This window comes from Streptomyces sp. NPDC031210 (assembly GCF_055570395.1).
Genome location: NZ_JBVIHH010000003.1, coordinates 466,030 through 492,044, shown reverse-complemented (window position 1 = coordinate 492,044; position 26,015 = coordinate 466,030). Strand labels below are relative to the sequence as shown.

The window sequence follows — 26,015 nt, the reverse complement described above, 5'->3', positions numbered from 1 at the left end:
CGGACTCAGTACGCACCGCGCCCGTCCACCACGGCACGCAGGGTGCGCACCAGCACATCGATGTCGCGGGCGTAGGACCAGTTGTCGACGTAGCTCAGATCCAGGGAAACGGTCTCGTCCCACGACAGATCCGAGCGTCCGCTGACCTGCCACAGGCCGGTCATGCCGGGTTTGACGGCCAGCCTGCGGATCTCCGTCCGGTCGTACCGCTCCACTTCCTCGGGGAGCGGGGGCCGCGGGCCCACCAGCGACATATGGCCGATCAGGACGTTGTAGAGCTGCGGCAGCTCATCCAGGGAACAGCGGCGCAACAAGCGCCCCACCCCCGTCACCCGCGGATCCCGGCGCATTTTGAACATCGCCCCGTCGTGTTCGTTCGCCGCTTCCAGCGCGGGCCGCATCCGGTCGGCGGTGACGACCATGGTGCGGAACTTCCACATCCGGAACGGCATCCCGGCCCGGCCGACGCGCACCTGCCAGTAGAAGACCGGGCCGGCCGAGGAGAGCCGGATCGCCGCGGCCACCACGCCGAAGACGGGGGCGAGCAGCACCAGCAGGAGCAGCGCCCCCAACCGGTCGGTGACTTCCTTCAGCACCGCCGGCAGCCCCCGCCGCGCCGCCGGATCTATGTGCATCACCGTCAGGCCCGCCGCCTTGGCCAGTCTTATCCGGTGCTGCGAGACGTCGATCAGGCCGGGAAGAATGGCCAGATCCCGGCCCTCGTCATGCAACGCCCACGCCAGGCGACGGATCCGCTGTGCGGGGATCTGCCGCCCGGGCGCCACCAGGACCAGATCGGCGTCGAGTTCGGCCGCGCACCACAGGACGGTCTGCCCGTCCTCGGCCGCCTCCGGGGCGGCGCCGTCCCAGGCGAGCCGGGCCGGCACCGGCAGAGCCGAGTCCGTGGCGCCGTCCCCGACCAGGCAACTGCCGACGACGAGGTACTCATGGTCGGTGCGGTGCGCCAGCTCCGCGAGCACGGTGTCGACGGCGCCCGCCTCCCCGACGACGAGCACGCGGCGCAGCGCCTGCGCCTGGCGCCGTATGGCCAGCAGATACCGGTGCATGATCTTGCGGCGGACCGTGGTCACCGCCAGGCAGGGCAGCAGCGCGAGGACGCAGACCTCAGCGGCGGCCTCGACCCGTATCCCGACGCAGGCGACGGCGAAGACGCCCAGCATGGTGAGCCAGTCCCGCACGACCGGCAATACCGCACCGCTCTCCCCGAGTAAACCCCTGGCGTATCGATTCTTCGTAGCGGCTACGGCCAGCCATGCCGCGCCGGCCAGCGTGGCGGTGAGCAGCGTGTGCGGCTGACGCGTCGCACCGCAGAGCACGGCGACCGGCACCGAGGCCCCCAACGCGTCCACCGCCAGAGCCACCAGCAGCAACCCCGGAAACGCCGGCTTGTGCCCGCCCCTCTTCCTGTGTTCCCATACCCGATTCGGTTTCACTGTCCCGGCGGATGACTCGATCACCCGTGCCCCGGCAGCTTCGAACAACCCCATGGCCCCCCACTTGGTCGTCCCAGACTTCCGGTGCGGCCGCCGAAGAACCCCCACTGCGCGACCGCTCCGTACCGGCGTGAACGCTAGAGCACGACAGGCCGAACTGCTGCGGTTTACCTAATTTGAGTGTTCTTGTGTCCGGTTGTTTACATCTACGGCCAAACGTGATCCGGTCCGCGCAGCCGGCTCGACGGCGGTCGGCCCGGCCCGACGGCGGTCCCGGGCCTGCCGTGCCCGGCACGCGTCAGAGGCTCTCCACGCCGGTGCCCTCCGCCTTGAACCACGCGCCGGGTCCGTATACCGCGACCGTGCGCAGGCCCGGCGGGCGGGACGTTGTCTTGACCGCCTGGCACAGGACCGCGAGCGCACCGCCCGCACGCGTCTCGTAGGCGAACATCAGCGCGCCCTCGTCGTCGATCCGGGTGTCTTCCCAGGTCACGCCGGAGCGATGGCGGTCGGTGAACTCGATGACCACCGACATGGCTCTCACCTCACATGCGGGGACAACTCACGGTGATTGTTTTCCGGACCCCAGGTCTATCAGGACGCGGGCGCTCACGGCGTACGACGCCGCACAGGACGCCGAGAAGCCGGCGGGGCAATAGGGGGTTGCCCGCGGAAATTCCGGGCACATTCCCTGGCCCGAAGGCATCGACGGAAACGAGGTGAGCCCCTGTGATCAGCACAACGGTTCCGCGTACGCTTCTCCGGCCACCGGTTTGCGAAGTGGTTTTGGATTGCCGCCCCGAAGTGGCCGCGAAAGCGCGGGATATCGCCGGCGCATTCCTGGAGGGGATGACTCCGCGCCCGGACCGGGACGCGGCCGACGCGGTGGTGCTGGTCGTCTCGGAACTCGTGACGAACGCGGTCCGGCACGCGGGGGGTCCGTCCTGCTCGCTCACCCTGACGGCCCTGCCCGACGCCGTCGCCGTCGCGGTCGGCGATTCCAGCCCGGTCCCGCCCCGGCAGCGGGCACCGGACGCCGGCGGCGAGGGCGGTTTCGGCTGGCCCATGGTCTGCCGTCTCGCCACCACCACGTCCGTCACCGTGCGAGACGGGGGCAAGGTCGTGCGCGCACTCGTCGCCCGGCGCACCCCGGCGCTTATCCGGCCGTCCGGCCGAGACGGACGGCAAGCGCCAGAGTGTCGTCCGAATGCAGTATGACGGTGTGCATGTCCTCGGCGATGGCGCCGGGAATTTCGCCGACGGGGCGACGCATATGGCGTTGGGCGCTCTTGACGAGGCGGGCTTCTCCCTCGCGGGGATCTCTGCGGCTCTCCGTCAGGCCGTCGGTGTAGAGGATGAGCACGTCACCCTCCGCCAGCCGCGAACGCAGTACCTTTTCACTGCCCGGTAGCGGATAGCCGACGCCCCGGCCGCGCACTTCGAGATATTCGGGGGTGCCGTCCGCGCGCAGTACGAGCGCCGGCGGATGGCTGCCGTTGGCCAGTTCCAGCAAGCCGGTTTCCGGATGGAGCCGGGCCAGGAGCACCGTGGCCATCAACTCGGGGTCGAAGGGCGCGAGGATCTCGTGGGTGCGCCCGACGATGGAACGCAGCGGGTGGCCTTCGAGGGCGAGGGTGCGGACGGCATGCGTGACGTTCAGCGCGCTGCGCGTGCTGCGTACGCCGTGGCCCAGCGCGTCGACGACGGTGATGTGCGCGGTCCCGTCGGGCAGCAGGAACCAGTCGTAGAGGTCACCGCCGGTGGGCGCGTCGGTGCCCGCCGGGGCGTAGTGGACGGCGAGTTCCAGACCGTCGATGGCGATCGGCGGCGGGCGCAGGGCGTCTTCGAGCTCGCGCAGGATCTGGCCGTGTGCCGTGCGCAACCGCTCGTCGCGTTCTTCGAGCTGGACGTAGAGGGCGAGCACCCCGCTGTTGGTCTCGGCGAGTTCGTGCTTGAGGCGGCGGTGTTCCGCGGCGAGCGTGTCGACGCGCGCGAGCGCGGCCCGCAGCTCGTCCTCAAGGTGGTCACTCTCGCTCCCCGACGCCGCGACGAGCGGACGCTCACGCCCGTCGTCCCCGTCCCGCCGTGGCGGCTCCCTCAAGGCGCGGCCGGGAGCCTGCGCGGGTAGCGGTGGGTTCCGCCGCCCCGCGATGAGGTCTGCCGGTGCCGTGAAGGGGACGCGCCAGACGGTGGAGCCGTCGGGCGCGGTGTGGGCGGGCAGCGGCAGTTCGGCCGGGTTCGGCGGTGCCGGTGGCCGGGGTGTGCGCAGGGTGACGGCGAGGTGCGAGGCCCCCCGGTCCGCTCCGTGTTCCTGGGCGGCTTCCAGGGTGATGGGATGGCCGGCCCGGAACTGCCGGTCGGCCAGGGCGGTCACCGACAGCACGAGGCGGGCCCGGGTTTCCAGGGGCAGTCGGTGGGCGTCGCCGAGTCGGCGCACGGCGCGGCGCAGGGTGGGCAGCGTGTGGAAGGTACGGGGCGTCACGGGAGTCTCTTGTGGGGGGTGAGGGCGAGCACGGTCGCGTCGTCGCGGGTGAGCCGGTGGCTGTGGGCGAGGGCGACGGGGAGGAGGACGGGCGGCAGGCGCAGCAGGAAGGGGGTGGGCGCGTAGGCCCAGCGGTGGTCGATGCCGTCGGTGTGGAGGACGGCGGTGGAACCCGGTTCGAGGGGGAGGGTGCGGACCTGCGGCACCGGGATGTTCAGGCCCGCGACGCCGGGCTGGCCGGTGAGGCGGTGGTGGACGCCCTGGTGGGTGAGGGCGAGCGCGCGGACGTTGCCGATGCCGCAGTAGTCGGCGCGGTCGGGGTGCAGCCGCAGCAGGCCGACGGCTGCGCCGCGGGTGCGGCGCAGGGCGCGGTGAACGGTGTGCAGGAGATGGGGGAGCGGACCGTCCGGAGCGCGGTGGAAGGTCCGCAAGGCGCTCTGGGCGGCTTCGGCGGCCGGCGCCCCGTGGCCCAGGCCGTCGACGACGAGCGCGGTGCGGGTGGCGCCGGTGTCGAGGACGGCGCAGGCGTCACCGCTGGTCCGTTCCCGGTCGGCCGGCAGGCACAGCGCGCCGACGCCCCGCCCGCGGCCCGGCGGGGAGTGGGGCGGGCAGAGCCGCGCGCAGGCCAGTGTGCCGGTGGCGACCTCGCTGCGGAGGGTGAACTCCGTGGCCGTCCTGTCGACCGCGCCGAGGCCGGCACCGAGGGTGGCGGTGGTGGTGTAGCCGTCGGCGAGGCAGCGCCGGACGTCGCGCATACCCGGCCCGCGGTCGGCGGCGAGGATCTCCACACCGGATCCGAGGGGCAGCCGCTGGAGGAACAGGGCGCCGTCGGTGGCGTGCTTGGCGAGGTTGCCGGCCAGTTCGGAGGCGATGACCGCCGCCTGGTCCGGCAGGGCCGCGGGCAGGCCGCACCGCCGGGCGAGTGAGCGCGCCGCCCGCGCGGCCAGGTGCACCGCGCTGTAGTGGTCGATACGGATGTGGGTGGTCGGCGCGGTCAGGGGGGAGGTCACCGGCTCGCCCACCGGGTGGCGAGGACGGTGGTGCCCTCACCCGGGGCCGTACGCACCTCGAACTCGTCCATCAGCCGTCGGGCGCCGCCCAGGCCGTGCCCGAGCCCGGCGCCCGTGGTGAAGCCGTCGGTGAGCGCCGCCGCGACATCGGTGATGCCGGGCCCGTCGTCCTTGATGGTCAGCCGCAGTCCCTTGGCGCCCGACCGGACCAGGTGCTCGACGGTGAGGGTGCCGCCTCCGCCGTGGATGTAGGCGTTGCGCGCCAGTTCGCTGGCCGCGGTCACCACCCGCGTCTGGTCGACGATGCTGAATCCGGCCCGGAGGGTGGCCGCGCGGACGGCGTGGCGGACGGTCAGCAGGTCCTCCTCGGTGCGTACCGCGTGCAGGCTCAGGGCGAAGCCGGCCCGGTGGCGGCTCTCGGCGCCGCGGGCCAGGGCGGTTTCCAGTTCACCGGTGCGTGTCACGCGAGACCCCCTTCGGGCGGCCGCGGGCTCTGGTGCCAGCCCAGTGCCGCCAGGCCGTGTTCCGCGTTCAGTGCCGTTTCCACGCCGACGAGTTCCAGCCCGAGCTCGACCAGGGTGAGGGCCACGGGCGGCCGCATGCCGGCCACGATGACCCGGGCGCCTAAAAGACGCGCCGTCGTGGTGAGTTCCATCAGGGTGCGGGCGACGAAGGAATCGATGATGTCCAGCCGGGAGATGTCGATCAGTACGCCGCGCGCGCGATCGGCGCCGATGCGCGCGGTCAGCTCGTCGTTGAAGGCGAGCACCGACTTGTCGTCGAGCTCGTTGAGCAGCCCGGTCACCAGGACGTCCCCGAGGCGCAGGATCGGCACACAGGCCGAGGAGGAGCCGCTCATCGGCCCACCGGCTGCTGGGGGAGCGAGGGGACGGCGTCGGTGAGCTCGACGGCGGCCACCAGGGCGTCGGCGAGGGTGGCCCGGGTGAGGATGGTCGACAAATCGATGCCGAGCTGGGCGATGGTCTGGGCGATCGGCGGCCGGATCCCGCTGATGACACAGTCCGCGCCCATCAGCCGTACGGCGTTGACGGTCTGCATCAGGTGCTGGGCGACCGCGGTGTCCACGGTGGCCACGCCGGTGATGTCGATGATGGCGACCAGCGCCTCGTGGTCCTGGATCGCCTGGAGCAGGTTCTCCATCACCACCTGGGTGCGGGCGGTGTCCAGCGTGCCGATCAGAGGCACGGCCAGCACCTGGCGCCACAGGCGCACCACGGGCGTGGACAGCTCCAGCAGTTGGCGGCTCTGCCGGCGGATGATCTCCTCGCGCCCGTCGACGTACGTCTCGAAGGAGAGCGCGCCCGCGCTGTCCAGCAGCCGGTTGATCAGCACGGCCGAGCCGAACAGCGCGTCACTGTCGCGGGTCCGGCGCTGCACGGCCTCCAGCACGGCCTCCTTGAGCGACAGGATCGCGAGGGAGGTGTCCGTCGGGCTCGCGCCGCCGCGTGCCCGTCGCAGCGAGAAGTCGCAGACCGCGCGGTGCAGGTCGCGGTGGGCGCCGACGACGCGTTCCACCGGAACGCCGCTGTCGAGGCCGTTGAGCAGAGCGGCGATCAGCCCGTCGGCCTCCTCCCGCAGTTCGTTCTCGGCGATCCCCTCCCCCAAGGCCGCTCTCGCCGACTGCAACTGCACCCAGCGGTCCGCGATGTCATCAGCTTGTGCGCGCAGCACGCTGGTGACGCCCTCACGTGCGGCGGCCTCGGTCGAACTCAAACCCACAGTTCCTTCCTGGTCGGTGGCCGGCCGCGCCCCGGCGTCACGAGCCGTCGGGTGGGCGGCCTGCCGCGCCACGGACTTCTGTTGTCGCACGACAAATGTTAGCGAGCCGCGTCAAGGACCGGAAGCTTCCAACTCCGCGACGCCCTCCGCGGAGCCCCGCCCCCGTTTCCGTCGCGCGGGCTCAGCACCCCTGTCAACGCCGGGAGTTACCACCACACCGCCAGAATTCAGGCCGAACGCGTGGCAGTCCCGGGCGGCTCGTGCCGGGACGCGAGAGGGTCGGCCCGCACAGCAGTGCGGAAGCTCGTCAGCCCATCGGCGAGAGCCTGCCGCGCCGCCGGCGGCATCGCGGCGATGACCGACAGCAGGGCCTCCTCACGACGGGCGCGCAGACCGTGCAGATACGAGGCACCGGGCCCCGTCAGATGAAGTCGCAACTCCCGGCGGCTGGCGGGGCTGGGGACCCGGTCGAGGAATCCCAGCGCCTGGAGACGGTCGCACAGGCGGCTCACCGACGACGGCGCCGCGCCGAGTATCTCGCCCAGCGTACGGAGGTTGATGCCCTCATCGCGCTCCACCGCGTACAGCACACGCAACTGCGAAGCCGACACCGGCGCGGGGGAAACGGCATCCCTGCCACGCTCCCACAACACCTCCAGCAGCTCGATGACCTCGCACGCGGCAGACGCGGCGCCGTGAGATTCTCTGGGCAGGGCAAAGGGATTCACGTCCACCGGCAGCCCTCCCCATCCAAAACCTGTCAGGCCCGGATGCCTGACCGGTGCCTGCACTCCCGCATGCGTCCTTCGAGAAAGCGGTCCCAAAATGGCGGACAGAGCGGACAGTTTCGCGGCAGTGGAACGCGCCCTGCGGGGCGCGGCCCCGCACGAACTCCTCGATGCCGTCCGCACGGCGTTGACCGAACACTTCGCGGCGCTCACCGTCAACCTGTTGATGGCCGACTACGCCATGACCATACTGCAGCCCGTCGATATCCTTCCTTACACCGCCGAACCGGTCTCCGTCCACACCAGCGCGCCGGGAAGGGCGTTCGGCGCGCAGCAGCCCCAGCTCTCCCACGACTGCCCACCGGCCGTGACCGCACACCTGCCCGTCACCGTGCGCGGCGACCGTCTGGGAATCCTCTCCGTCACGCTCCCCGACGACCGGCTCACCCCGCAGGTCCTGGCCGTGTTGGCGGACGTCGCCGAGGTCCTCGGCCACGAGATCGTCGTCGCCGAACGCGACACCGACCTCTATCTCCAGGCGCGCCGCGCCGCCCGGCTGACCCTGGCTGCCGAAATGCAGTGGCAACTCCTGCCGGGCCGCGCGTGTTCCAGGCCCGAGTACGCGCTCGGCGGACAGTTGGAGCCCGCCTACGCCGTCCACGGCGACAACTTCGACTGGTCCGCGTCGGCCGACCACCTCACCCTCACCGCCACCAACGGCATGGGCGAAGGCATCGAGGCGGCCCTGCTCACCAACCTGGCCGTCAACGCCCTGCGCAACGCCCGCCGCGCCGGTCTCGGACTGGCGGACCAGGCATGCCTGGCCGACCAGGCCGTCTACGGCCAATACCGCGGCGCGGCACACCTGTCCACGCTCCTGCTGCGCTTCCATCTGACCGACGGGCAGGTGGACATCATCGACGCCGGCTCGCCCAAGATCTGGCGGCTGCGCGAAGGCGCGGTGGAGCCGATCGAACTGGAAGCCCAACTGCCGCTCGGCATGTTCGAGGACACCCTCTACACGGTGCAGCGGTTCCACGTCGTCCCCGGCGACCGGCTGCTGTTCGTCAGCGACGGCGTCTACGACGTCGCCTCGCCCGCCGGCGAACGCTACCGGGAGCGAGCCCTGGCCCGCGCCGTACGCGACACCCGGCTCCTGCCGCCCTCCCAGGTCCCCCGCGCGGTACTCCAGGCACTGGCGGGCCACCGCGGCCACTCACCCGTGGACGACGACGCCATGCTCATCTGCCTGGACTGGCACGGCCGCGCCCTCTGACCGTCCCGACACGCCCCGTATCTCCACCGCCGGCCTGGGAGGGCGGTTTGGCGACGTCGAATTCCGGTCAACGCAGGTGGGCTTTTACCGAGCTGGTCCGGGGGCGGCCGCGACAGGGCCATGACTCTTCGCAGAATTGTCGAGCCACTCGGGCCATTCCGCCGTCAGTCCCCGCACACGGAAATTTCCGCTGATGGGTGGAATGGAAAGGTAACCGATGTGTCGAGGTGAGGTAACGAATCGCGGACGTCGGAGCGAAAGGGGTGTGAAGTGGGTTTGGGTGAAGCGCTGCGGGCAAAGTTCCGGGCCATGAGTTATACCCCCGGCCGCATGGCGGAAAACGACCCATACAACGGCAATGCGTTCCCTCCGCACAATGCGGACCCACATGCTCCTTACGACTCCAACAGGCGCCCGGCGGGCGGTCGGCGGGGTGCCGGCGCGGACCGGACCGCCCTGGTCGTTCACACGCTGGCGGATATAGCCGCGGGTTTCCTCGGGCTGTGGATCGTGCTGTACCTGCTCGACGCGAATCAGGCGAACGTCTTCGTCGATTTCGTGCACGGCGTGGCCGGCTGGCTCGCCGGCTGGTCGCAGGACATTTTCACCATGGAGACGGAGGCGCTCCGCGTCCTCTTCAACTACGCGCTCCCCGCCGTGATCTACCTCGCGATCGGCCACGGCGCCGCCGCCTGGATACGCCGCCTCTGAACACCCCCCACCGGGCCGGGCCTTCCCTATGGGGACGGCCCGGCCCGGTGGCGTTGCCTGCCATCCCATGTAAAGGAACCTTGACACCATGTCGAGCATGCTTGACACTCCGGAGTGTCAAGCTTTCTTTACATGAGGAGCGCGAGTGGCAGTCGAAGAGAAACGCGCCTGGATCATGCTCCTGGTCGCGATCGCGTCGTACGCGGTCTACCTGGCCGTCGTTCTCGGGCGGCCCGGCGGAACGCCGCTCGATCAGGGGCCGTACGCCGCCGCCCTGCTCTGGACGGTCGGCGGCGCCATCGTGGCGTCCATCGTGCTCCACATCGCGGTCGCGGCCTTCTCGCCCGGGGACGCGAAGACCAAGGACCAGCGCGACCGGGAGATCCACCGCTTCGGCGAGTACATCGGGCACTCCTTCGTCGTCCTCGGCGGCGTGTCCGGGCTCGCCCTGGCGATGGCCGGTATCGACCAGTTCTGGATCGCCAACGCCATCTACCTGGCGTTCGTCCTGTCCTCCGTCCTGGGGAACACGGCGAAGATCGCCGCATACCGGCTGGGCTTCCACCCGTGGTGAGGCCGACCCGGGTCACCAACGCGATCCGCGCCCTGCGCTTCGCCCACGGCGAGATGACCCAGGCCGAACTCGCCCGCCGCATCGGCGTCACCCGCCAGACCGTCATCGCCATCGAGCAGGGCCGCTACTCGCCCTCCCTGGAGATGGCCTTCCAGATCGCCCGTGTGTTCGGCGTCCCGCTGGACGACGTGTTCCAGTACCCCGAAAACGACGGAGACGCCTCATGAAGGCCATCGTCCACGACACCTACGGCCCGCCCTCGGTGCTGCGACTCGAAGAGATCGACCGGCCGGTCCCGGGAAGCGGAGAGGTGCTCATACGGGTCCACGCGGCCGCCGTCGACCCGGGCGTGTGGCACCTCACGGCCGGCCGGCCGTACCTGATCCGCACGATGGGCTTCGGCCTCCGGGCACCCGGGACCCGCGTCCGGGGCCGGGACCTGGCCGGCCGCGTCGAAGCCGTCGGCGCGGACGTCACCCGCTTCCGGCCGGGCGACGAGGTGTACGGCGGCTGCGACGGGTCGTACGCCGAGTACGCCTGCGCCCGGCAGGACTCCCTCGCACACAAGCCGGGCAACCTCACCTTCGAGCAGGCGGCCGCCGTACCGGTTTCCGCGTGCACCGCCCTCCAGGCCCTGCGCGGCGGCGAACGCCTGCGGGGCGGCCGGAGCCTCCTCGTCATCGGCGCGGCGGGCGGTGTGGGCACCTTTGCCGTACAACTGGCCAAGTCCTTCGGAGCCCACGTCACCGGCGTCTGCGGCACCGCCGCGGCGGACCTCGTCCGCTCTCTCGGCGCGGACGAGGTCATCGACCACACACGCGAGGACCCCACCGACGGAACCCGCCGCTACGACCTCATCCTCGACCTGGCCGGCAACCGCCCCCTCTCCCGGCTCCGCCGTGCCCTGACCCCGCGCGGCACGCTCGTCATCGTCGGCGGCGAGGGCGGCGGCAAGTGGATCGGCGGCAGCGACCGGCAACTCCGGGCGGTCCTCCTCTCCCCGTTCGTCGGCCACCGGCTCCGCGGCCTCGCCGCCATGCACCAGCGGCACAGCGACCTCCGACTCCTCGCGGAGCTCATCGAGGCCGGCTCGGTCACTCCCGTCATCGACCGGACCTACCCGCTGGCCGAGGTCCCCGACGCCCTCCACCACCTGAAGGAGGGGCACCCGCGCGGCAAGATCGTGATCCGCGTGTGAGGGCCCGTCCGGACCGCCTATCACGCCCTCCCGAGCCGCTCGGGCCACCGAGTCACCCCGGCACCCCCCGGGCCACCGCACCGGCGAAGTTGGCGGCGAGGGTGCACATGTCCGGTTCCGACGGCCCCGTGCCGGTCCGGACGGCATGCACGAGGGCCTTTCCGAAGGACGTGGGCCACTGGACCACGCAGCCGGCGGCGTTCCCGCTGGCCGTCGCGGACGCTACGCCGGTCACCGATATCGGCGTCGGCTGCGGCGACACGGGCAGGTCGCCCCTCGCGTAGATGAGCCGGATCGTGGCGGACGCGACGGTCGAAGAGCCGGTCAGACTCCAACTGCACAACCGCAGCGGTGCCCCGCCGTTGTTCGAATACTGGGGCAGTCCCGTGCCCAGACCCCACTGCGCGGCCGTGGACGAGTCCAGCGCCGCGCACGGGTCGGACGCGGCCCCGGAATCAGTCGACCCGGTCGAGGTGGGATACGTCGCGGTCGGTGTCGGATAGGTCCCGGTCGGTGTGGGATACAGCCCGGTCGGCGTGCCGGACGGCGTGACGCCGTCCGACGCGCCCGGGTAATACGCGTCGTCGTCGCTGTCGTCGTGCGCCAACTGCCAGATACCGGTGCCCGCCCCGGCGGCTAACAGGACCACGGCGACCGCCACGATCAGCCAGCGTCTGCGCCGGCCCCCCGGCGGACCGTCCGGTCGCGAGGGTTCCGCCCAGTCCTGTCTGTCCTCGTCCCACTGCTCCACGTCCACTACCCCCGTACGCCTGATAATTGGGTGATCCGCCGCCCGACGGCCGTCGCCCAGCGGGGTTCCGTCGTTGTCACGACCGGTCACCCCCCTTTTCCAGCGTCGTCTCCGCCTGCTTCGCCGAAGCCCGCTCGCCCACCGCGACCGCGCTGCGGCTCATCTCCCCGATGAACACCCCGCCGCCGCTCACGTTGACGATGTACTGCTCGAAGTCGCCCGTCTCGTAGCCCTTCGTGCGCAACGCCTCCCTCACGCCGCTCGCGATCCGGTCCTGCAACGTCCGCACGTACCGGCTGATGTCCATCTCCTGGAGCAGGGAGACCTCCTTCGCACTCCCCAGTTCCCGCACCGACGCGGCCGGCCCGTCCGGCAGCGCGTACTGCGGGATCGTCAGCCAGGTACGGAAGACGGAGACGACCGTGCGCAGCAGGGAGACCCCGGCGGCGAAACCCGCCCCGGGGCTGGTGAGCAGGCCGCGCACGGCCTCGCGCAGGAGGCCGTCGTCGCCGCTCGCCGCGATCACGTCCACGGACTTGAACTCCGGGCGCACGGGCATCAGGACGTGCGGTACGACCTCCAGGACCAGCATCCCGCCCTGAGTGTGGACGCGGACCAGGAGGGACACCCCGATCTGCTCGTCCCAGGCGCCGACCCGGACGCGCAGGAAGTGCCGGCGTGCCTCGCCGCCCTCGTCGACGGCGCCGTCGAGGTGTTGCCGGACGATGGCGGGCTCGTACTTGACCTGGCCGCGCGCCAGTCCGACCGGCAGGTAGACCATTTCGTCGACCTGGAGGGAACGCAGGCGGTCGCGGCTGGTGGCCGCGGCCGACATGCGCAGGGCCTCCAGGCGGGGCTTGATCAGGTCGATGACCTCGCGCCCGGTGAGCGCACCGGTCTCCGCACCCGCCTCCGCACCCGCCTCCGGCCCGGCGTTCGCCTCGTCCTCCGGTCGCGGCAGCGGGTTGAGCCGCTTCCCCGGTTCCGGCCGCGTCAGGCGCTGCAACTCCATGACGAGCGACCACGGTTTGTACGGCTCGCCGGCGCCGACGAACGGCCTGAACGGATCGTAGATCGCCAGGCTCGCGTACTGTTCGCCGTCGATCGCCGCGCCGATACGCCGGTACGCGGCATTGTCCGGCAGAGTCTCACGGGGCGCCTTGGCGAAGGCGTCCCGGCTCAACCTCTGGCGCATGACGGAGACGACGTGCGCGCGGTACGCCCACACGGGCAGCACCAGCAGCGCCGGGAACACCACGGCGGACCAGGCGTCGCCGCCGCTGAACAGGACGAACAGCACCGCCGCCCAGTACGCGAACGCCACGGCGAACGGCAGGACCGGCAGCACCGCCTTCAGCCGGCCGCGCGTGGCCTCCTTCAGCACCGCGCGGCCGAGGGTGAAGACCGCGCCCCTGCCCCCGCGCACCGCCCAGGGCACGAGGCAGACCAGCCCGTACGCCATGAACCAGGGGATGGGTAACACCCTCTGCGCGTCGATCCCGGCCAGCTCGAACCCGATGAACGCCGCCCAGACGGCCAGCAGCCCGAGCGCGGTCTGCGCCTCCCGGCGGCGGGCGCGCAGCGCGTGCGCGAGGACCGGCAGCGCGTCGATGCCGAGCGACGGGGCGATCGGACGCTCCTCGTGCTCGACCAACTGCTCGATGACGCGGCGGCGGAACTCGCTGTCGAAGTAGACACCCGCGCACAGCAGCCGGGTGGCCTCGCTGCGGATGTGAGGTGGCGCGCCGCCGGGAGGCGACGCGGCAAGCTGCCCTGGCACGGTCATACATCCCCCGATGATCGAACTTTTCCCCGATGTACGGATGTGAGCGAGCTGCGATAGACGCAGTATGGTCGCCGACCCCCTGGCTCGGAAGGGAATGGGAAAACCGGCCCCAGCCATTCCTCTCGACCCTCCAGCTCCACACCGCAACGGTGGCCCGGTCCCGGATCAACGGGCAACCCCGGTACCAGCGCCGGGAACTGACCAGATGTCAGGAGCGACGATGTCGACGGACCGCCCCTGCGGATCAAGGATGTGGCCGAGCAGCTTCTCGTGCCGCAGGGTGACCACCCGCTCGGCGATGTCGAGGCTGGGGTGGGTGGTGACCAGGTGCGTTTCGAAGCGGAGGACGTCGGCGACCGAGTGCAGGCTCGCCTGGAGGACGAGGTTCTCCGTACCGCTGATCGCGGCACAGTTGCGGGTCTCGGGCAGGTGGATCAGGGCGTGGCCGATGTCGGGCAGATCGGGCGGCGGAACCCTGGCCCAGAAGGTGACAGCCACCGGCCAGCCGCCGAGCGGCCGCGCGAAGTCGCAGCGGAAGCGGAGCAGGCCGAGCCGGACGAGCTCGTCCGTGCGCCGCTTCACCGTGGACGCGCTGACGTCCAACGCCGCCGCCAGCGACTGGAAGGACGCTCTGCCCTCGCTCACCAGGTGGGCGAGGATCTCCCGGTCGGACGGGGTGATCTCCCGTGGGCCCCGCCCGCTCGGCGCGCGTTCGGTGTCCGCGGTGAGCCGGGCGCGTTGTCCGGGGGCGAGGGCGGCGATCCTCCAGCGCCCGCCCTCGGTGAACATGTGCGTCACGATCCGGGCCCGGACGGCGCTCACGCCCGGTACCGCCGGCAGGACGTCGAGGGTGTAGCGGGACATGGCGGGCAGGTCGCGGGTGGCCACCGTCGCGAGGAGGTCGTGGGCGCCGGCCGCGCGCTCGATGGTGAGCATGTGCGGGTGACGGCTCAGCGCGCGGGCCACCGCCGCCGGGTCGCCGAGCGCGCACTCGATCTCCAGGAACGCCGTGCAGACCTGCTCGAACAGCCGAGGGCCGGGCGAGAGACCCACCCACGCCGCACCGCGCGCGGAAAGCCGGCCCCAGCGCCTGGCCACGGTCACCGGGTCCACGCCGAGGGCGCGCCCGAGCTCCGTCCACGACGCCCGTGGGCGGAGCTGGAGGGCGTGGATGAGCGCCAGATCGTCCTCGCTCAGCTCCTTGACCGGATCCTGCATCTGGGTCTCTCTTCTGCGGGATTCCTGCAATCCGACGGCCGGTGCCGCCCGGTATCGCAACCTAGTCGGTGGGTACGCCGTGCCCCGCGGCGCCCGGTGAAGAGGAAGGAAGAGGTGTGCCGATGCGTCAGCCGTTCGGCTCCTATCAGGACGAGATATACCTCAACGGGCTCGGCGGTGTCGTACCGCGCTTCCCGATGACCTTCGCGGAGCTGGAGGCCCGAGCGGAGGCCGCGCTGCCCCCCTCCGTGTGGTCGTACGTGTGCGGTGGCGCCGGCGACGAGCGGACGCAGCGCGCCAACGTCGCCGCCTTCGACCGTTGGGGGATCGTCCCCCGGATGTGCGTCGGCGCCGCCGAACGGGACATGTCCGTCGAGCTGTTCGGGATGACGCTGCCCTCGCCGGTCCTCGCGGCGCCGATCGGCGTCATCGGCCTGTGCGCGCAGGACGGTCACGGCGATGTGGCCACCGCGCGGGCCGCCGCGCGCACCGGCGTGCCGATGGTCGCCTCCACGCTGTCCGCCGACCCGATGGAACAGGTCGCCGCCGAACTCGGCGATACCCCGGGCTTCTTCCAGCTCTACACCCCGACCGACCGGGAACTCGCGGCGAGCCTGGTGCGGCGGGCCGAGGAAGCCGGATTCAAGGGCATCGTGGTCACCCTGGACGCCTGGGTCACCGGCTGGCGCCCGCGCGACCTCTCGACCGGCAACTTCCCGCAACTGCGCGGCCACTGCCTGGCCAACTACACCTCGGACCCCGTCTTCCGGGCCGGCCTCACCCGCACACCGGAGGAAGACCCGCGAGCCGCCGTCCTGCGCTGGACCCAGATCTTCGGCAACCCGCTCACCTGGGCGGACCTGCCCTGGCTACGGTCCTTGACCGACCTGCCGCTGATCGTCAAGGGCATCTGCCACCCCGAGGACGTACGCCGGGCCAAGGACGGCGGCGTGGACGGCATCTACTGCTCCAACCACGGCGGCCGGCAGGCCAACGGCGGGCTGCCCGCGCTCGACACGCTGCCCGCGGTCGTCGAGGCCGCAGACGGGCTGCCCGTCCTGTTCGACTCCGGAATCCGCGGCGGAGCCGACATCCTGAAGGCCATCGCGCTGGGCGCCACCGCGGTAGGCATCGGCCGCCCCTACGCCTACGGTCTCGCCCTCGGCGGCACCGACGGCATCGTCCACGTACTCCGCTCACTCCTCGCCGAGGCGGACCTCATCATGGCCGTCGACGGATACCCCGCTCTCAGCCGGCTCACCCCCGAAGCGCTCCAGCGCGTCACCACCTGATCCGAGCCCGCTTCCCGTATACGCGCGCCTGTTCCGACTCCTCGGCGCGCGCCACGGGACTGCCCCGCCCTCGGCCCGGCCGGTGGCTCCCGGCCCCGCTCGGCCCGCCTCCGACGACCTCATCGAAGGAACCGCATGAACCGCTTGCCCTCCACCACCCCGAACACCACCGCCGGCACCGGCCCCCACACCACCTCGGACACCGCCGCGAACGTCCTCGCCATTGTCCCGCCCCACGTGGGCGGCCGCACCGCCGGAGCCGCGCTCGCCGCCGTCTTCCCCGAACGGGCCCGGGTCACGGTCGTGGAGACGGCCGACGAGGATCCCGCCGCCCTGCGCGCGGCCCACGTCATCATCACCGGCCTCGGACCCGTCACCGCCGACCACCTCGCGGCCGCCCCCGACGTGCGGCTCGTCCAGTGCGCCAGCCACGGATTCGAGTACGTCGACGTGGCCGCGGCCCGTGAACGGGGCGTCCTCGTCAGCACGATCGGCTCCAGCGGCGCGGAGCGGCAGAACGTCGCCGAACAGACCTTCGCCCTCATGCTCGCCCTCGCCAAACAGCTCATCCCGGCCCACACCGCCCTCGTCGACGCCGACTGGGCCCTGCCGCGCCTGCAGCAGTCCCTCACCGAACTGTCCGGCAAGACGCTGGGTGTGATCGGGCTCGGCCACATCGGCCTGGAAGTCGCCCGCCGCGCGATCGCCTTCGACATGAGCGTCGTCTACGCCGGGCCACGACCCGCGGGACCGGACACCGAAGCCCGTCTGGGCGGCGCCCGCCACCTGGAGCTCGATGATCTGCTGCGCACGTCCGACTACGTCACGCTCCACGCCCCGCTCACCGACGGCACCCGCCACCTCCTCGACGCCGAACGCCTGGCTCTCCTCAAGCCCACCGCCTTCGTCATCAACACCGCCCGGGGCGCCCTCATCGACCAAGAGGCCCTCGCGGACGCCCTGGAGTCGGGCGCACTCGCCGGCGCGGGCATCGACGTCTTCGACCCCGAGCCCCCCACCGCGTCCCTGCGCCTGCTCCGCGCGCCCAACGTCGTTCTCTCGCCGCACGTCGCGGGCGTCACCCGCGAAACGCTCGTCCGCATCGCACTGGCCGCCGTCCAGAACGCCGCGGACTTCCTCGACGGAAAGCCGCCGCGGGACGTCGTCTCGTAAACGAGGTCAGCAAAACGGCCAGGTCGCCCCGCCGCCGCACGGGCGGCAGGGCGACCTGGCCGGGAAGGTCACTGCTCCGGGACGATGTTCTCCGCCTGCGGGCCCTTCTGACCCTGCGTCACATCGAAGGACACCCGCTGGCCTTCCTGGAGCTCCCGGAAGCCCTGTGCGGCGATGTTGGAGTAGTGAGCGAAGACGTCGGGTCCGCCGCCATCCTGCGCGATGAAGCCGAAGCCCTTCTCACTGTTGAACCACTTCACCGTTCCGGTAGCCATATGGGCCTCCTGAAATCAAAGGGGGAGCGGGTACCGCACCGCGCGGCACCCGGAGATGATCGCCGGGCCCATCAAGAATCTGAACAGCGCGAACGCCCATGATCGCGATCACGGGCGAACAGTCTTCGGAACCACGACAGCTATGGCCCGACCGTACCCGGGCGGTAAGGGAGTCGCTACGCAGCGCGCCGTGGTCCGTACGGAACTGCCGGGAACCCACCCGGTCCGACCCCCTATAGTGCGAAGATCACGCAACGTGAAAAAGGGGGCCTGACCATGGCACTGTTCGGAAACGCGCACACCATAGACCCGGTGGCGGCCCAGCAGGACTACGCGCGCCTGCTGGGACAGGGGGAGCGGGTGCACGCCGCGTACCTGCTGATCCGCGACACCATGCTCTTCACCGACCGCCGGCTCATCCTCGTCGACAAGCAGGGGATCACCGGCAAGAAGGTCGAATACCACTCCATTCCGTATCGGAGCATCACGCACTTCGCGGTGGAGACGGCCGGCACCTTCGACCTCGACGCGGAACTCAAGATCTGGATCTCCGGCACTTCCCTGCCGATCGAGAAGACCTTCACCAAGGGCGTCGACATCTACGAGGTGCAGGCCATCCTGACGCAGTTCGTGGCGCACTAGAGGGTGTCCGACGGGTAAGGGGGCGCGCTCCGCGTCCCTCCAGGTAGGGGCCGGCCGTCAGTTGGGCGGGGTCAGTCGCTGTCCTCGCCAGTCCCTCCAGCGGCGAAACGGCGCGCGTCGCGTCGGCCGGCGTGGCGTTGCCTGCGGTTGCTGATCCTGTCCTCCTGCTGACGGTCCTTGGTGCAGTGGGGACGACCGCATCCCGAACAGCAGGTGTGGCCGAACAGCGGCATGCCGGGGTGTTCCCACCGGCAGCGGGTGTCGGTGTCCTCCCGCGTCGGATTCGGCGGCAGGTCGCAGGCGCCGTAGCGGTGATCGTGGACCGGCCGGGGGTTGTGCTCCGTGTGGCGCACCCACAAGGGCTTGGTCCTGTCCGTACGGGACATCTCGTTCCTTCCGGAACCGCCGCCCGGGCTCCCGGACTTTCCGGGCGGGCGGCTGGGTTCGCCATTTCATGGCGACACGCTCCTTCCTTTGTCTGCGCCGTGGCCGGCACTTCGGGGCGCTCTCACGGGAGTGGAAAGCCTTGCAGATTATTGGCGGCGTCGGCCGTACGCAAGAACGTCGAATCTCGAAGGTGTCGGCGTCGATGTCGGTGCGGCGGGGCCGCCGGAGCTGGAGGGACCGGCAGCGCGTCCGTCGTCGGGACGTGGGGCCCCAGGGCGGTGGCCAGTTGGCCGGCCGGGCGTCCCCCGGCGGCCCTTGCTTCCTCATCGCGGAAGGACCCCGGAGCTGGCCGCTCCGGGGTCCTGACCGGTCTTACCGGTCTTCACGTATATCGAGGGGGCGAGTGAGCCCCAGGCCGATAACGCCTGGCGTAAGAGTCGCCGTCAGTAAGCGGTGGTCTGCAGGCTGCCGAAGCCGGCGAGCTGCGAGGGCAGCCCGGCCACGGACGAGCCGGTGGCCTCCACGCCGCCGCCCAGGTTCACGGAGGCGCCGTGGCCGGCGATCTCCAGGCCGCCGCTGGCGAGACCGCCGGAAACGCCGTCCAGCGCGCTGTCGGAAATCTCGCGGGTCTCGACCTCAGGGGTGACGTTCTTGCGCATTGATATTCTACCTTTCTGCAATTCTCCGGGTTTTATTGCATTCTTAAGCGGTGGCCGATCGGGCTGACCCGCCAAAGCGAAATGCAGTCGGCTGAGCAGCCGACTGAGCAGCGGCTCGAACGCCCGTTAATCCAGTGAGCAGGATTACGGCTCCCGCATGCACGGAATGCAACCACGCCGACGGGGCGGCTAGCAACTTTACTGTCCGGTTTACTTCTCTCCCCGGTTGACGAATGCCTTTGCGTGGAATTTATTGGGTCAGATTCCGGGAAAAGCGTTGAGGGGGGAATGGAGGGGGTTGAGGGGCGGTATGGCGTGAGATGTCTTGATCAACTCGGCTTGTCGGCGGACAAGTCGAGAGAAAACAGCCCGGGGAATGCGCCGCTACTCCCAATGGCGCCTCCTTGGTGGCCCGCCCGGTCGACCTCGGGCAGCGTTGCCTCCATCACGTCCTGACCAACTGGGCCCGGCGAGGAGGGTCATGCAGGAAGTCCTTGCTCCCAGCCCGCTGCCGATCACCGCGTTCACGCGGCCCCACTGGCGGGCCTCGGGGCCACTCCCGTGGCTGTTGGCCGTCGCGCTGGCCTTCGCCGGCGCCCAACTGGCCCTCGTCGTACCGGGTTCGGGGCTCGCCTGGGACGAGACGGTCTACGTCAGCCAGGTCGGCGGCGACGCTCCGGCGGCGTTCTTCAGCGCGCCCCGAGCCCGCGGCATCTCCTACCTGGTCGCCCCGGCGGCGGCTCTGACGGATTCCCCCACGGTGCTGCGGATCTATCTCGCCCTGCTGTCCTCGGCAGCGCTCTTCGCCGCGTGGTGGATCTGGCGCAAGGTGGTGCCGGGATCCGTCCTGGTGTGCGCGGCCGCCTTGTTCGCCGGGCTGTGGCCCACCGTCTTCTACGGGCCCGCGGCGATGCCGAACCTCTGGTCTGCCCTGGGCGCCGTGGCGGCGGTCGGCTGGTTCCTGCGTGCGATCCGTGATGCCGACGACTTCGCGGCGACGGTGGGCGTCGGGGCCGCGGTCGCCTTCGTCGCGCTCATGCGCCCCGCCGACGGAATGGGGCTGACGCTGCCGCTGGTGCTCGCGGTGGTGTTGGTACCCGGATGGCGCCGGCCGGCGGTGTTCGCCCTGCTTGTGGTGGGGCTGCTGGTGGGCTGCGCGCCGTGGGTCATCGAAGCGTACGCGGATTACGGCGGCGTGGGGGCCCGGCTGCATCGCGCCAGTGAGATCCAGGGCGGCGCGGGCTGGCAACTGGTTTTCGATGATCAGGCGCGGGCGCTGGTCGGGCGGACTCTGTGCCGGCCGTGTTCGGTGCCGTGGAACCACGCGTACACCGCGGCATGGTGGTTCGTGCTCCCGGTGCTCGTGGCCGGCGGGGTCGTCGTCGCGGTACGGGCGGGCCGGGCCGGCGTCGTCCTGGTGGCGCTCGTGGGCGCGGTGACGCTCGCGTTTCCGTATCTGTTCATGATCGGATATGCCGCTCCACGGTTCCTCCTCCCCGCCTACGGGCTCCTGGCCCCACCCGTCGCCGAATGCGTGGTCCGTCTCTTCACGAGAGCGCGGCCCTTGGTGCGGTCGGCGACCGTCGTCGCGCTCGTCCTGGGGCTGACCGGGCACTTCGCCATCCAGTACATGGTGCTCAACCGCGTCGCGGCCAACAGCCGCGCCACGAGCGCGAACTACTCCGCGATCGCCGGGGCACTGCACCGGCTGGGGGTCCGCCCGCCCTGCCTGGTCAGCGGTGACCAGGCCGTCCCGATCGCCTACTACGCGGGATGTGCCTCACGACAGACCGGCGGCCACGACGCCAGCATCACCGCCGAAGGTCTGAAGGCGGCCGCACGCCGCACCCCGGCAGCGGTCCTCGTGCCGGCCGGCGCGAAGCCACCTGGATTCGCCCGCGATTGGCGGTCCGTGTCCTTGCCGCGCCTGCGGGGGCGGGCGCCGGGCGACCGGGTCTATGTGTCGCCGTCGGCGGGCGCTGGGCCGCACAAGGCGTAGCGCGAGGGTCGGCCCCGCGGCCGGGCGGGGCGGCTGAGGCTACGCGCGGGCACCCGCCGCGCGCAGGACGGCGGCGGTTTCCGGGTGGGGTTGGAAATCCTTCGTGGCCCAGGCGAGAGGGGTGTAGCCCGTTCCGCCGTCCTCGCGGAGGTTGGGGTCGGCTCCGTGGTCGAGCAGTATGCGCACGGTATCGGTGTGGCCCCAGGTGGCCGCCCCGCACAGGGGGGTCCCTTCCTGGCCGTGGCCGCTTTCCTTGTCAGGCGTGGCACCGGCGAGCAGCAGCGTGCGGACGATAGCCGTCGCCCCGTGTACGGAGGCCGCGTACAGCGGTGTGGTGCCTTCGCGGTTGGCGATGTTCGGGTCGGCGCCGGCCCGCAGCAGGGCCGTCACCTCGTCCACGCCACCGAACCTCGCGGCCGACACGAGCTGCCTGGTGAGTTTCTTCTGCCGTCCGCGCTTCACTTTCCCCGCACCTCACTTCTGATTTCCGCCATCCGGCCCCCACCTCGGTTTGTTGGCAGACCCGAGGTTAGCGGTGGGGGAGGGCCGCGGTAGTCAGACGGTGGTCGCATCCTTGGTCATCCTTCGGGCGGACCTGACCCTGAGCGGCTGTCAGGGTGATCGCCGCCCACACCCAGCTCCGGCTCGCCCGCCCGCTCGCCGTTGACCTGCGTCGGCCCTGGGAGAAGCCAACCGAGCCAAACAGGCTCACCCCGGCCCGGGTCCGCCGGGGGTTCCGGAACCTCCACGCGAAGACCCCTCTCCAGCGCGTGCACCGCAACCTCCCCGGCCCGCCCAGGACGCCCTCCCGGCTCGAAGAACCGCCGTTCGGCAACGCGTTACGACGTCGGGCGCGTCCTCGCCACGGGCGAGGCATACACACGCCCCGCCGACCACAAGAAGGGTACGAAACCACGCCGAAGCGGATAACCGACAGGCTCAGGCCACTTGGGCGGTGGCTGCGAGGACCAACTCGCGCAGAGTGACGCGCTGCGGCTGCTGGTACGCGAAACCGATCGCCGCAGCCACGTCTTCAGGGGCGAGCACCTCGATGGAGTCCTTGAATGCCTGGTAGTCGGCCTTCACCACCTCGTCGGTGGTGTGCGAGAGCAGCTCCGTCTCAACGGCTCCCGGGGCGATGGTGACGACGCGGACCCCGTGGCCCGCGACCTCCTCGCGCAGGCTCTCGGACATGCCGTGCACGGCGAACTTGCTGCCGCTGTAGACCGTGTGGTTGGCGTAGGTCCTGCGGCCCGCGACCGAGCTGATGTTGATCACCGTGCCGCGGCCGCGCTCGATCATGCCGGGCAGGACCGCACGTACCCCATGGAGCAGACCCCGCACATTGACGTCGAACATCCGTGCCCACTCGTCGGCCGACTGCCTGGCCACCTCGCCCAGCAGCATCACGCCCGCGTTGTTGACGATCAGGTCGGCGGGGCCGTACAGCGCCTCGGCCTCCCGGACGGCCCCGGCCACCGCCTCGGCGTCGGTGACATCGACGGACCGGGCGAGAGTGTCAGGGAGGCCGAGCGCCTCGATCCGCTCCACCCTACGGGCCAGCAGCAGGAGGGGGTGGCCGAGTGCGGAGAGAGTACGGGCGGTGGCGGCGCCGATGCCCGAGCTGGCTCCGGTGATGACGGCGAGGGGCTTGGCGGCGGTGTTCATGTCGGTGTTCATGTCCTCAACCTTGATCGTCCGGCGGCCCCCGAACAACAGCCGGTCGCGCAACAATCGATAACCTGACGGTTATGGAACGCCGAGACGTCGAGATCTTCCTGGCCCTCACCGAGGAGCTGCACTTCGGCCGCACCGCGCGGCGCCTGCACGTGTCGCAGGCCCGGGTCAGCCAGACCATCAAGCAACTGGAGCGGCGAATAGGCGCGGCGCTCTTCGAACGGACCAGCAGACGCGTGGAGTTGACGTCGATCGGGCGCCACCTCGCGGACGACATACGTCCCGGCTACCAGCAGATCAAAGACGGCGTCGAGCGGGCGGTCGCCGCGGGACGCGGTCTGGCCGAGCCGCTGCGCGTCGGGTTCAGCAGCCCGCTCGCCGGTGAACTCGTACTGTTCACCGCCTCCGCGTACCGCGAGCGGCACCCGGCGGCCGGTGAGGTCCTGCTGCACGAAACCCCGCTCTCCGACCCCTTCGGCCTGCTGCGCTCGGGCGAACTCGACCTGCTGCTCGCCCAGTTCCCCGTTGTCGAACCCGATCTGGCCACCGGCCCCGTACTGATCTCCGACACCCGCGTGCTGGCCGTCTCCACCCGGCACCCCTTCGCCAAGAGGCCCTCCGTCCGGGTCGACGACCTCGCCGCGGACAAGGTGCTCAGCCTCTCGGGGCCCGTACCGGACTACTGGCTCGACCATCTCCTGCCGCGCACGACTCCGGCGGGCCGTCCCGTCGAGCGCGGTGAGCGGGCGGCGACCCGGCAGGAGCTCCTCGCCCTGGTCGGGGCTGGGCGCGGGGTGCATCCGGCCGCCGCACACGAGGTCAGGTACTACGCCCGGCCGAATATCGCGTACGTCCCTTTCGACGACGCTCCTCCGCTGGAGTACGGCCTGGTGTGGCAGGCCGCGGCGGACACGGGCCGCATCCGCGCCTTCGCCGAGGCGGCGGTGGAGACGGTACGGCGGCAGGGCGGTCCGGGGGACGTCTGCGCAGAGTGCCGCTGATCCGGCCCTGGTGAGCGACCCAGTTCGAGGCACGTTTCGCCCTCGCCAGATGAACGCCAAGCTCAGGACTTGTACGGCAACTGCGGCACGGTGAAGCAGTTGCGCGTCATGTCTCCGCCCTGGGTGACCCAGCGGCCCGGCCGTCCGTCGGTGCCGTCCCGCCAGCGGGCGACGGACAGGCAGCTATGCCGGGTCTTCGGCGGCTCGGCCGACCGCCGGAACGTTACGGGCAGCAGCAGACCGCGGGCGGTGTACGGCTGCTCGCGGGTCAGGAAACGCTCGACGCAGCCGCGTGTGACCCGCGTGCCGCACGAGGTGGCCGCGTCCGTGAACCACATGGCGGCCGCCCAGCCCTCCAACTGCCATTGGGAGAGCGGCTGCCGCACCTTCTGTCGCGCCGCATAGCGCGCCATGCCGTCACGGAACGCGCGTACGGCGGGATGGCCGGTCTCGTCGTAGTTGCGGCTGGCGCCGGTGACCCACAGGGCGTTGCGGCAATGCGGCGCGTCCTTGTATTCCCCGGCCACCGCCGCCGACCAGTTCTGCACGTTGGTGACCTTCGCCGTGACGCGGGCCCCCTTCGCGTCCATCGCCTTGCACAGCTCGGCGTTGCCGTGCGTGTCCATGGCGTCGAAGACCAGATCCACGCGGCGGGCGCGCAGATCGGCGGCCACCGCCCGGAAGTTGGGCAGCGCGAAGTCCACCTGCTCGGTCAGCACCCGGTAGCCCTCCTCCTCCAGGCCGCGGGTGACGAGCCGGGCGTACGCGGCGGAGGCGGCCTGGTTGTAGGAGACGACGGCGGCGGTGCGGGCGCCCTCCTCGCGCCGGAAGTAACGGTAGACCTCGGTGCCGCCGTAGAGGGTGCCGCCCCAGCCTGGCTCGCGGCCGTCGCGCGGCGCTTCGCTGCCGTAGATGCCGTACAGATGCGGGTAGGTGTCGTAGGCGGGCCCGATCGGCTGGCCGCCGATGTCCGGCACGCCCGCGCGGCTGACCCGGGGCGCACCCGCGTAGTCCAGCGCGGTGGTCGCGACGAGCGCGAACACCCCTTCCCGCCGCACCAGCCGTTGCACGCACTCGTTGTTGCCGACGCCGCTGCCGCCGTCGTCGCAGGTGACCACCTGGACCGGCCGGCCCGCCACGCCGCCCTTCGCGTTGAGCGCGGCGAAGTACGCCTGCGCGCCGTCGCGCGGCCCAGTGAAGGCGGCTCCGCCGACGGGACTGGTGGCGCTGGTGATGATGCCCACCTTCAACGGCCGGCCGTGGGCCGGAGGCTGTGTGGTGGCCGGCGGCGAGCCGTCGCGGGCGCGCCCTTCGAAGGCGCTTTCCGGCAGCCGGCTGCCGCAGGCGGCGCAGAGCACGAGCAGCGCCGCCAGCAGCGTGCGTTCAGCAGCCCGGCAACCCCGACGCATTGCCGCTCAGCTTCACCAGCGCGCACAGCGTCTTCGCGGAGACCTTCCACGTCCCGTCGTGGTAGACGGCGGTGCCGGAGGCGTTCGGCAGGGCGGTGGCTTCCTTGACCACCAGGTCGTAGCTGACATCCGCCGCCGTGGCGGACGTGAACGTCACCTTCTTGACCTGTGCCTGGGAGGACTTGGCGCGCTGATCACCGTCGAACGCCTGGAGCAGCGGCCGGAGCCGGTCCCCGTTCTGGAGGAGTTCGGCCTTCTCGTCAAGGGGAGTGGCCGGGGAGAAGAACTTCTCCCAGTTCTTCGTCACCTGCGTGCGCGCCGCCTCGGGATCCGCCGGCCGGCTCGCGCTCTGCGAGGGCGTGGGGCTCGCGGAGGTCTTCCCGCCGCCTCCGTCGTCGTCCCCGCAGCCGACCATCGTGCCGCCCGCGAGGAGGACCGCGGCAGCGGCCCAGGCCGCCGTCCGCGTGTGCGTGCCAAGGGCCATCTGGCTCACCACCGGGTGTAGTCGATCCGGTACTGATCAATGGTTTCAGGGTGTGGCCCCATACGGCATAGTGCAACTCATCGGGACGA

Annotated in this window: 29 protein-coding genes and 1 pseudogene; 12 read left to right on the top strand and 18 right to left on the bottom strand. The window is 71.1% G+C overall.

Annotation, left to right across the window (positions count from 1 at the left end):
* Window positions 1-5 precede the first annotated feature (5 nt).
* Window positions 6-1,508, bottom strand: coding sequence for a sugar transferase (locus tag ACZ45Z_RS09380; RefSeq protein WP_468358629.1), 1,503 nt, complete (start codon window positions 1,506-1,508; stop codon window positions 6-8).
* Window positions 1,509-1,752: 244 nt separating this feature from the next.
* Window positions 1,753-1,989 (bottom strand): hypothetical protein, encoded by a 237-nt coding sequence (locus tag ACZ45Z_RS09375; protein ID WP_468358626.1) that lies wholly within the window; start codon window positions 1,987-1,989, stop codon window positions 1,753-1,755.
* Window positions 1,990-2,183: 194 nt separating this feature from the next.
* Between ACZ45Z_RS09375 and ACZ45Z_RS09370 the strand changes: the two genes are divergently transcribed.
* Window positions 2,184-2,672 (top strand): ATP-binding protein, encoded by a 489-nt coding sequence (locus tag ACZ45Z_RS09370; protein WP_468358623.1) that lies wholly within the window; start codon window positions 2,184-2,186, stop codon window positions 2,670-2,672.
* On the opposite strand, the gene ACZ45Z_RS09365 is transcribed toward ACZ45Z_RS09370, so the two are convergent.
* The 6 genes from ACZ45Z_RS09365 to ACZ45Z_RS09340 all read right to left on the bottom strand — a co-directional run bounded on the left by ACZ45Z_RS09365 (window position 2,611) and on the right by ACZ45Z_RS09340 (window position 7,420).
* Entirely contained in the window at window positions 2,611-3,936 is a 1,326-nt protein-coding gene (locus tag ACZ45Z_RS09365) for a PP2C family protein-serine/threonine phosphatase (protein WP_468358620.1), read from the bottom strand. The two genes, ACZ45Z_RS09370 and ACZ45Z_RS09365, sit on opposite strands and share 62 nt — an antisense overlap.
* Window positions 3,933-4,946, bottom strand: a complete 1,014-nt coding sequence (locus ACZ45Z_RS09360) for a SpoIIE family protein phosphatase (RefSeq protein WP_468358617.1) — start codon at window positions 4,944-4,946, stop codon at window positions 3,933-3,935. The genes ACZ45Z_RS09365 and ACZ45Z_RS09360 overlap by 4 nt, the downstream gene beginning before the upstream one ends.
* Entirely contained in the window at window positions 4,943-5,380 is a 438-nt protein-coding gene (locus ACZ45Z_RS09355; protein WP_468358762.1) for an ATP-binding protein, read from the bottom strand. The genes ACZ45Z_RS09360 and ACZ45Z_RS09355 overlap by 4 nt, the downstream gene beginning before the upstream one ends.
* A gap of 26 nt (window positions 5,381-5,406) precedes the next feature.
* Window positions 5,407-5,805, bottom strand: coding sequence for an STAS domain-containing protein (locus ACZ45Z_RS09350; protein ID WP_468358614.1), 399 nt, complete (start codon window positions 5,803-5,805; stop codon window positions 5,407-5,409).
* Window positions 5,802-6,680, bottom strand: coding sequence for an STAS domain-containing protein (locus tag ACZ45Z_RS09345; RefSeq protein WP_468358612.1), 879 nt, complete (start codon window positions 6,678-6,680; stop codon window positions 5,802-5,804). The genes ACZ45Z_RS09350 and ACZ45Z_RS09345 overlap by 4 nt, the downstream gene beginning before the upstream one ends.
* 233 nt (window positions 6,681-6,913) lie before the next feature.
* Window positions 6,914-7,420 carry a MarR family winged helix-turn-helix transcriptional regulator gene (locus ACZ45Z_RS09340; RefSeq protein WP_468358609.1) on the bottom strand — a complete coding sequence of 169 codons (507 nt, stop codon included), beginning with the start codon at window positions 7,418-7,420 and terminating at the stop codon, window positions 6,914-6,916.
* A 91-nt stretch (window positions 7,421-7,511) separates the two neighbouring features.
* On the opposite strand from ACZ45Z_RS09340, the gene ACZ45Z_RS09335 reads away from it, so the two are divergent.
* From ACZ45Z_RS09335 to ACZ45Z_RS09315, 5 genes are all read left to right on the top strand, one after another.
* A complete protein-coding gene (locus tag ACZ45Z_RS09335) occupies window positions 7,512-8,690 on the top strand; it encodes a PP2C family protein-serine/threonine phosphatase (protein ID WP_468358606.1) in 1,179 nt (392 codons plus the stop codon).
* A 330-nt stretch (window positions 8,691-9,020) separates the two neighbouring features.
* The gene (locus ACZ45Z_RS09330) at window positions 9,021-9,401 is read left to right on the top strand and encodes a hypothetical protein (RefSeq protein ID WP_468358603.1); all 381 of its coding nucleotides are present in this window, start codon (window positions 9,021-9,023) and stop codon (window positions 9,399-9,401) included.
* Between the two features lie 145 nt (window positions 9,402-9,546).
* Window positions 9,547-9,975: a hypothetical protein gene (locus tag ACZ45Z_RS09325; protein ID WP_468358600.1), complete on the top strand. Its 429-nt coding sequence runs from the start codon at window positions 9,547-9,549 to the stop codon at window positions 9,973-9,975.
* A complete protein-coding gene (locus ACZ45Z_RS09320) occupies window positions 9,969-10,202 on the top strand; it encodes a helix-turn-helix transcriptional regulator (RefSeq protein ID WP_468358597.1) in 234 nt (77 codons plus the stop codon). Before ACZ45Z_RS09325 ends, ACZ45Z_RS09320 begins: the two co-directional genes overlap by 7 nt.
* Window positions 10,199-11,173, top strand: coding sequence for an NAD(P)-dependent alcohol dehydrogenase (locus tag ACZ45Z_RS09315; RefSeq protein WP_468358594.1), 975 nt, complete (start codon window positions 10,199-10,201; stop codon window positions 11,171-11,173). The genes ACZ45Z_RS09320 and ACZ45Z_RS09315 overlap by 4 nt, the downstream gene beginning before the upstream one ends.
* 52 nt (window positions 11,174-11,225) lie before the next feature.
* Here ACZ45Z_RS09315 and ACZ45Z_RS09310 read toward each other — a convergent pair whose 3' ends face one another.
* The 3 genes from ACZ45Z_RS09310 to ACZ45Z_RS09300 all read right to left on the bottom strand — a co-directional run bounded on the left by ACZ45Z_RS09310 (window position 11,226) and on the right by ACZ45Z_RS09300 (window position 14,928).
* The gene (locus ACZ45Z_RS09310; protein WP_468358591.1) at window positions 11,226-11,930 is read right to left on the bottom strand and encodes a DUF3558 family protein; all 705 of its coding nucleotides are present in this window, start codon (window positions 11,928-11,930) and stop codon (window positions 11,226-11,228) included.
* Between the two features lie 70 nt (window positions 11,931-12,000).
* Window positions 12,001-13,710: a hypothetical protein gene (locus tag ACZ45Z_RS09305; protein WP_468358588.1), complete on the bottom strand. Its 1,710-nt coding sequence runs from the start codon at window positions 13,708-13,710 to the stop codon at window positions 12,001-12,003.
* A 165-nt stretch (window positions 13,711-13,875) separates the two neighbouring features.
* Window positions 13,876-14,928, bottom strand: a complete 1,053-nt coding sequence (locus ACZ45Z_RS09300) for an Lrp/AsnC family transcriptional regulator (protein WP_468358585.1) — start codon at window positions 14,926-14,928, stop codon at window positions 13,876-13,878.
* A gap of 122 nt (window positions 14,929-15,050) precedes the next feature.
* Here ACZ45Z_RS09300 and ACZ45Z_RS09295 point away from each other — a divergent pair, with 122 nt between their 5' ends.
* Window positions 15,051-16,220 carry an alpha-hydroxy-acid oxidizing protein gene (locus tag ACZ45Z_RS09295; RefSeq protein WP_468358759.1) on the top strand — a complete coding sequence of 390 codons (1,170 nt, stop codon included), beginning with the start codon at window positions 15,051-15,053 and terminating at the stop codon, window positions 16,218-16,220.
* Between the two features lie 135 nt (window positions 16,221-16,355).
* Window positions 16,356-17,393, top strand: a complete 1,038-nt coding sequence (locus tag ACZ45Z_RS09290) for a 2-hydroxyacid dehydrogenase (protein ID WP_468358582.1) — start codon at window positions 16,356-16,358, stop codon at window positions 17,391-17,393.
* Between the two features lie 68 nt (window positions 17,394-17,461).
* On the opposite strand, the gene ACZ45Z_RS09285 is transcribed toward ACZ45Z_RS09290, so the two are convergent.
* The gene (locus ACZ45Z_RS09285; protein WP_468358579.1) at window positions 17,462-17,668 is read right to left on the bottom strand and encodes a cold-shock protein; all 207 of its coding nucleotides are present in this window, start codon (window positions 17,666-17,668) and stop codon (window positions 17,462-17,464) included.
* A gap of 276 nt (window positions 17,669-17,944) precedes the next feature.
* On the opposite strand from ACZ45Z_RS09285, the gene ACZ45Z_RS09280 reads away from it, so the two are divergent.
* Window positions 17,945-18,310, top strand: a complete 366-nt coding sequence (locus tag ACZ45Z_RS09280; protein ID WP_468358576.1) for a PH domain-containing protein — start codon at window positions 17,945-17,947, stop codon at window positions 18,308-18,310.
* 71 nt (window positions 18,311-18,381) lie between these two features.
* Here ACZ45Z_RS09280 and ACZ45Z_RS09275 read toward each other — a convergent pair whose 3' ends face one another.
* Together ACZ45Z_RS09275 and ACZ45Z_RS09270 are read right to left on the bottom strand one after the other, a co-directional pair.
* Entirely contained in the window at window positions 18,382-18,696 is a 315-nt protein-coding gene (locus ACZ45Z_RS09275; protein WP_468358573.1) for a hypothetical protein, read from the bottom strand.
* A gap of 444 nt (window positions 18,697-19,140) precedes the next feature.
* On the bottom strand, window positions 19,141-19,356 hold the full coding sequence (locus ACZ45Z_RS09270) for a hypothetical protein (protein WP_468358570.1): 216 nt from the start codon (window positions 19,354-19,356) through the stop codon (window positions 19,141-19,143).
* Window positions 19,357-19,837: 481 nt separating this feature from the next.
* On the opposite strand from ACZ45Z_RS09270, the gene ACZ45Z_RS09265 reads away from it, so the two are divergent.
* A complete protein-coding gene (locus ACZ45Z_RS09265; protein WP_468358567.1) occupies window positions 19,838-21,355 on the top strand; it encodes a hypothetical protein in 1,518 nt (505 codons plus the stop codon).
* A 39-nt stretch (window positions 21,356-21,394) separates the two neighbouring features.
* Here the strand turns inward: ACZ45Z_RS09265 and ACZ45Z_RS09260 are convergent, their stop codons facing one another.
* Window positions 21,395-21,817, bottom strand: a complete 423-nt coding sequence (locus tag ACZ45Z_RS09260) for an ankyrin repeat domain-containing protein (protein ID WP_468358564.1) — start codon at window positions 21,815-21,817, stop codon at window positions 21,395-21,397.
* Window positions 21,818-21,972: 155 nt separating this feature from the next.
* Between ACZ45Z_RS09260 and ACZ45Z_RS09255 the strand changes: the two are divergent.
* A pseudogene (locus tag ACZ45Z_RS09255) lies at window positions 21,973-22,285 on the top strand (NF041680 family putative transposase); the annotation flags it as partial.
* A gap of 9 nt (window positions 22,286-22,294) precedes the next feature.
* Here ACZ45Z_RS09255 and ACZ45Z_RS09250 read toward each other — a convergent pair.
* Window positions 22,295-23,035 carry an SDR family oxidoreductase gene (locus tag ACZ45Z_RS09250; RefSeq protein ID WP_468358561.1) on the bottom strand — a complete coding sequence of 247 codons (741 nt, stop codon included), beginning with the start codon at window positions 23,033-23,035 and terminating at the stop codon, window positions 22,295-22,297.
* A 71-nt stretch (window positions 23,036-23,106) separates the two neighbouring features.
* Here ACZ45Z_RS09250 and ACZ45Z_RS09245 point away from each other — a divergent pair, with 71 nt between their 5' ends.
* Entirely contained in the window at window positions 23,107-24,033 is a 927-nt protein-coding gene (locus tag ACZ45Z_RS09245; protein WP_468358558.1) for a LysR family transcriptional regulator, read from the top strand.
* 62 nt (window positions 24,034-24,095) lie between these two features.
* On the opposite strand, the gene ACZ45Z_RS09240 is transcribed toward ACZ45Z_RS09245, so the two are convergent.
* Window positions 24,096-25,442: an ABC transporter substrate-binding protein gene (locus ACZ45Z_RS09240; RefSeq protein ID WP_468358555.1), complete on the bottom strand. Its 1,347-nt coding sequence runs from the start codon at window positions 25,440-25,442 to the stop codon at window positions 24,096-24,098.
* The gene (locus tag ACZ45Z_RS09235; RefSeq protein ID WP_468358553.1) at window positions 25,417-25,926 is read right to left on the bottom strand and encodes an MTB12 C-terminal domain-containing protein; all 510 of its coding nucleotides are present in this window, start codon (window positions 25,924-25,926) and stop codon (window positions 25,417-25,419) included. The genes ACZ45Z_RS09240 and ACZ45Z_RS09235 overlap by 26 nt, the downstream gene beginning before the upstream one ends.
* Window positions 25,927-26,015 lie beyond the last annotated feature (89 nt).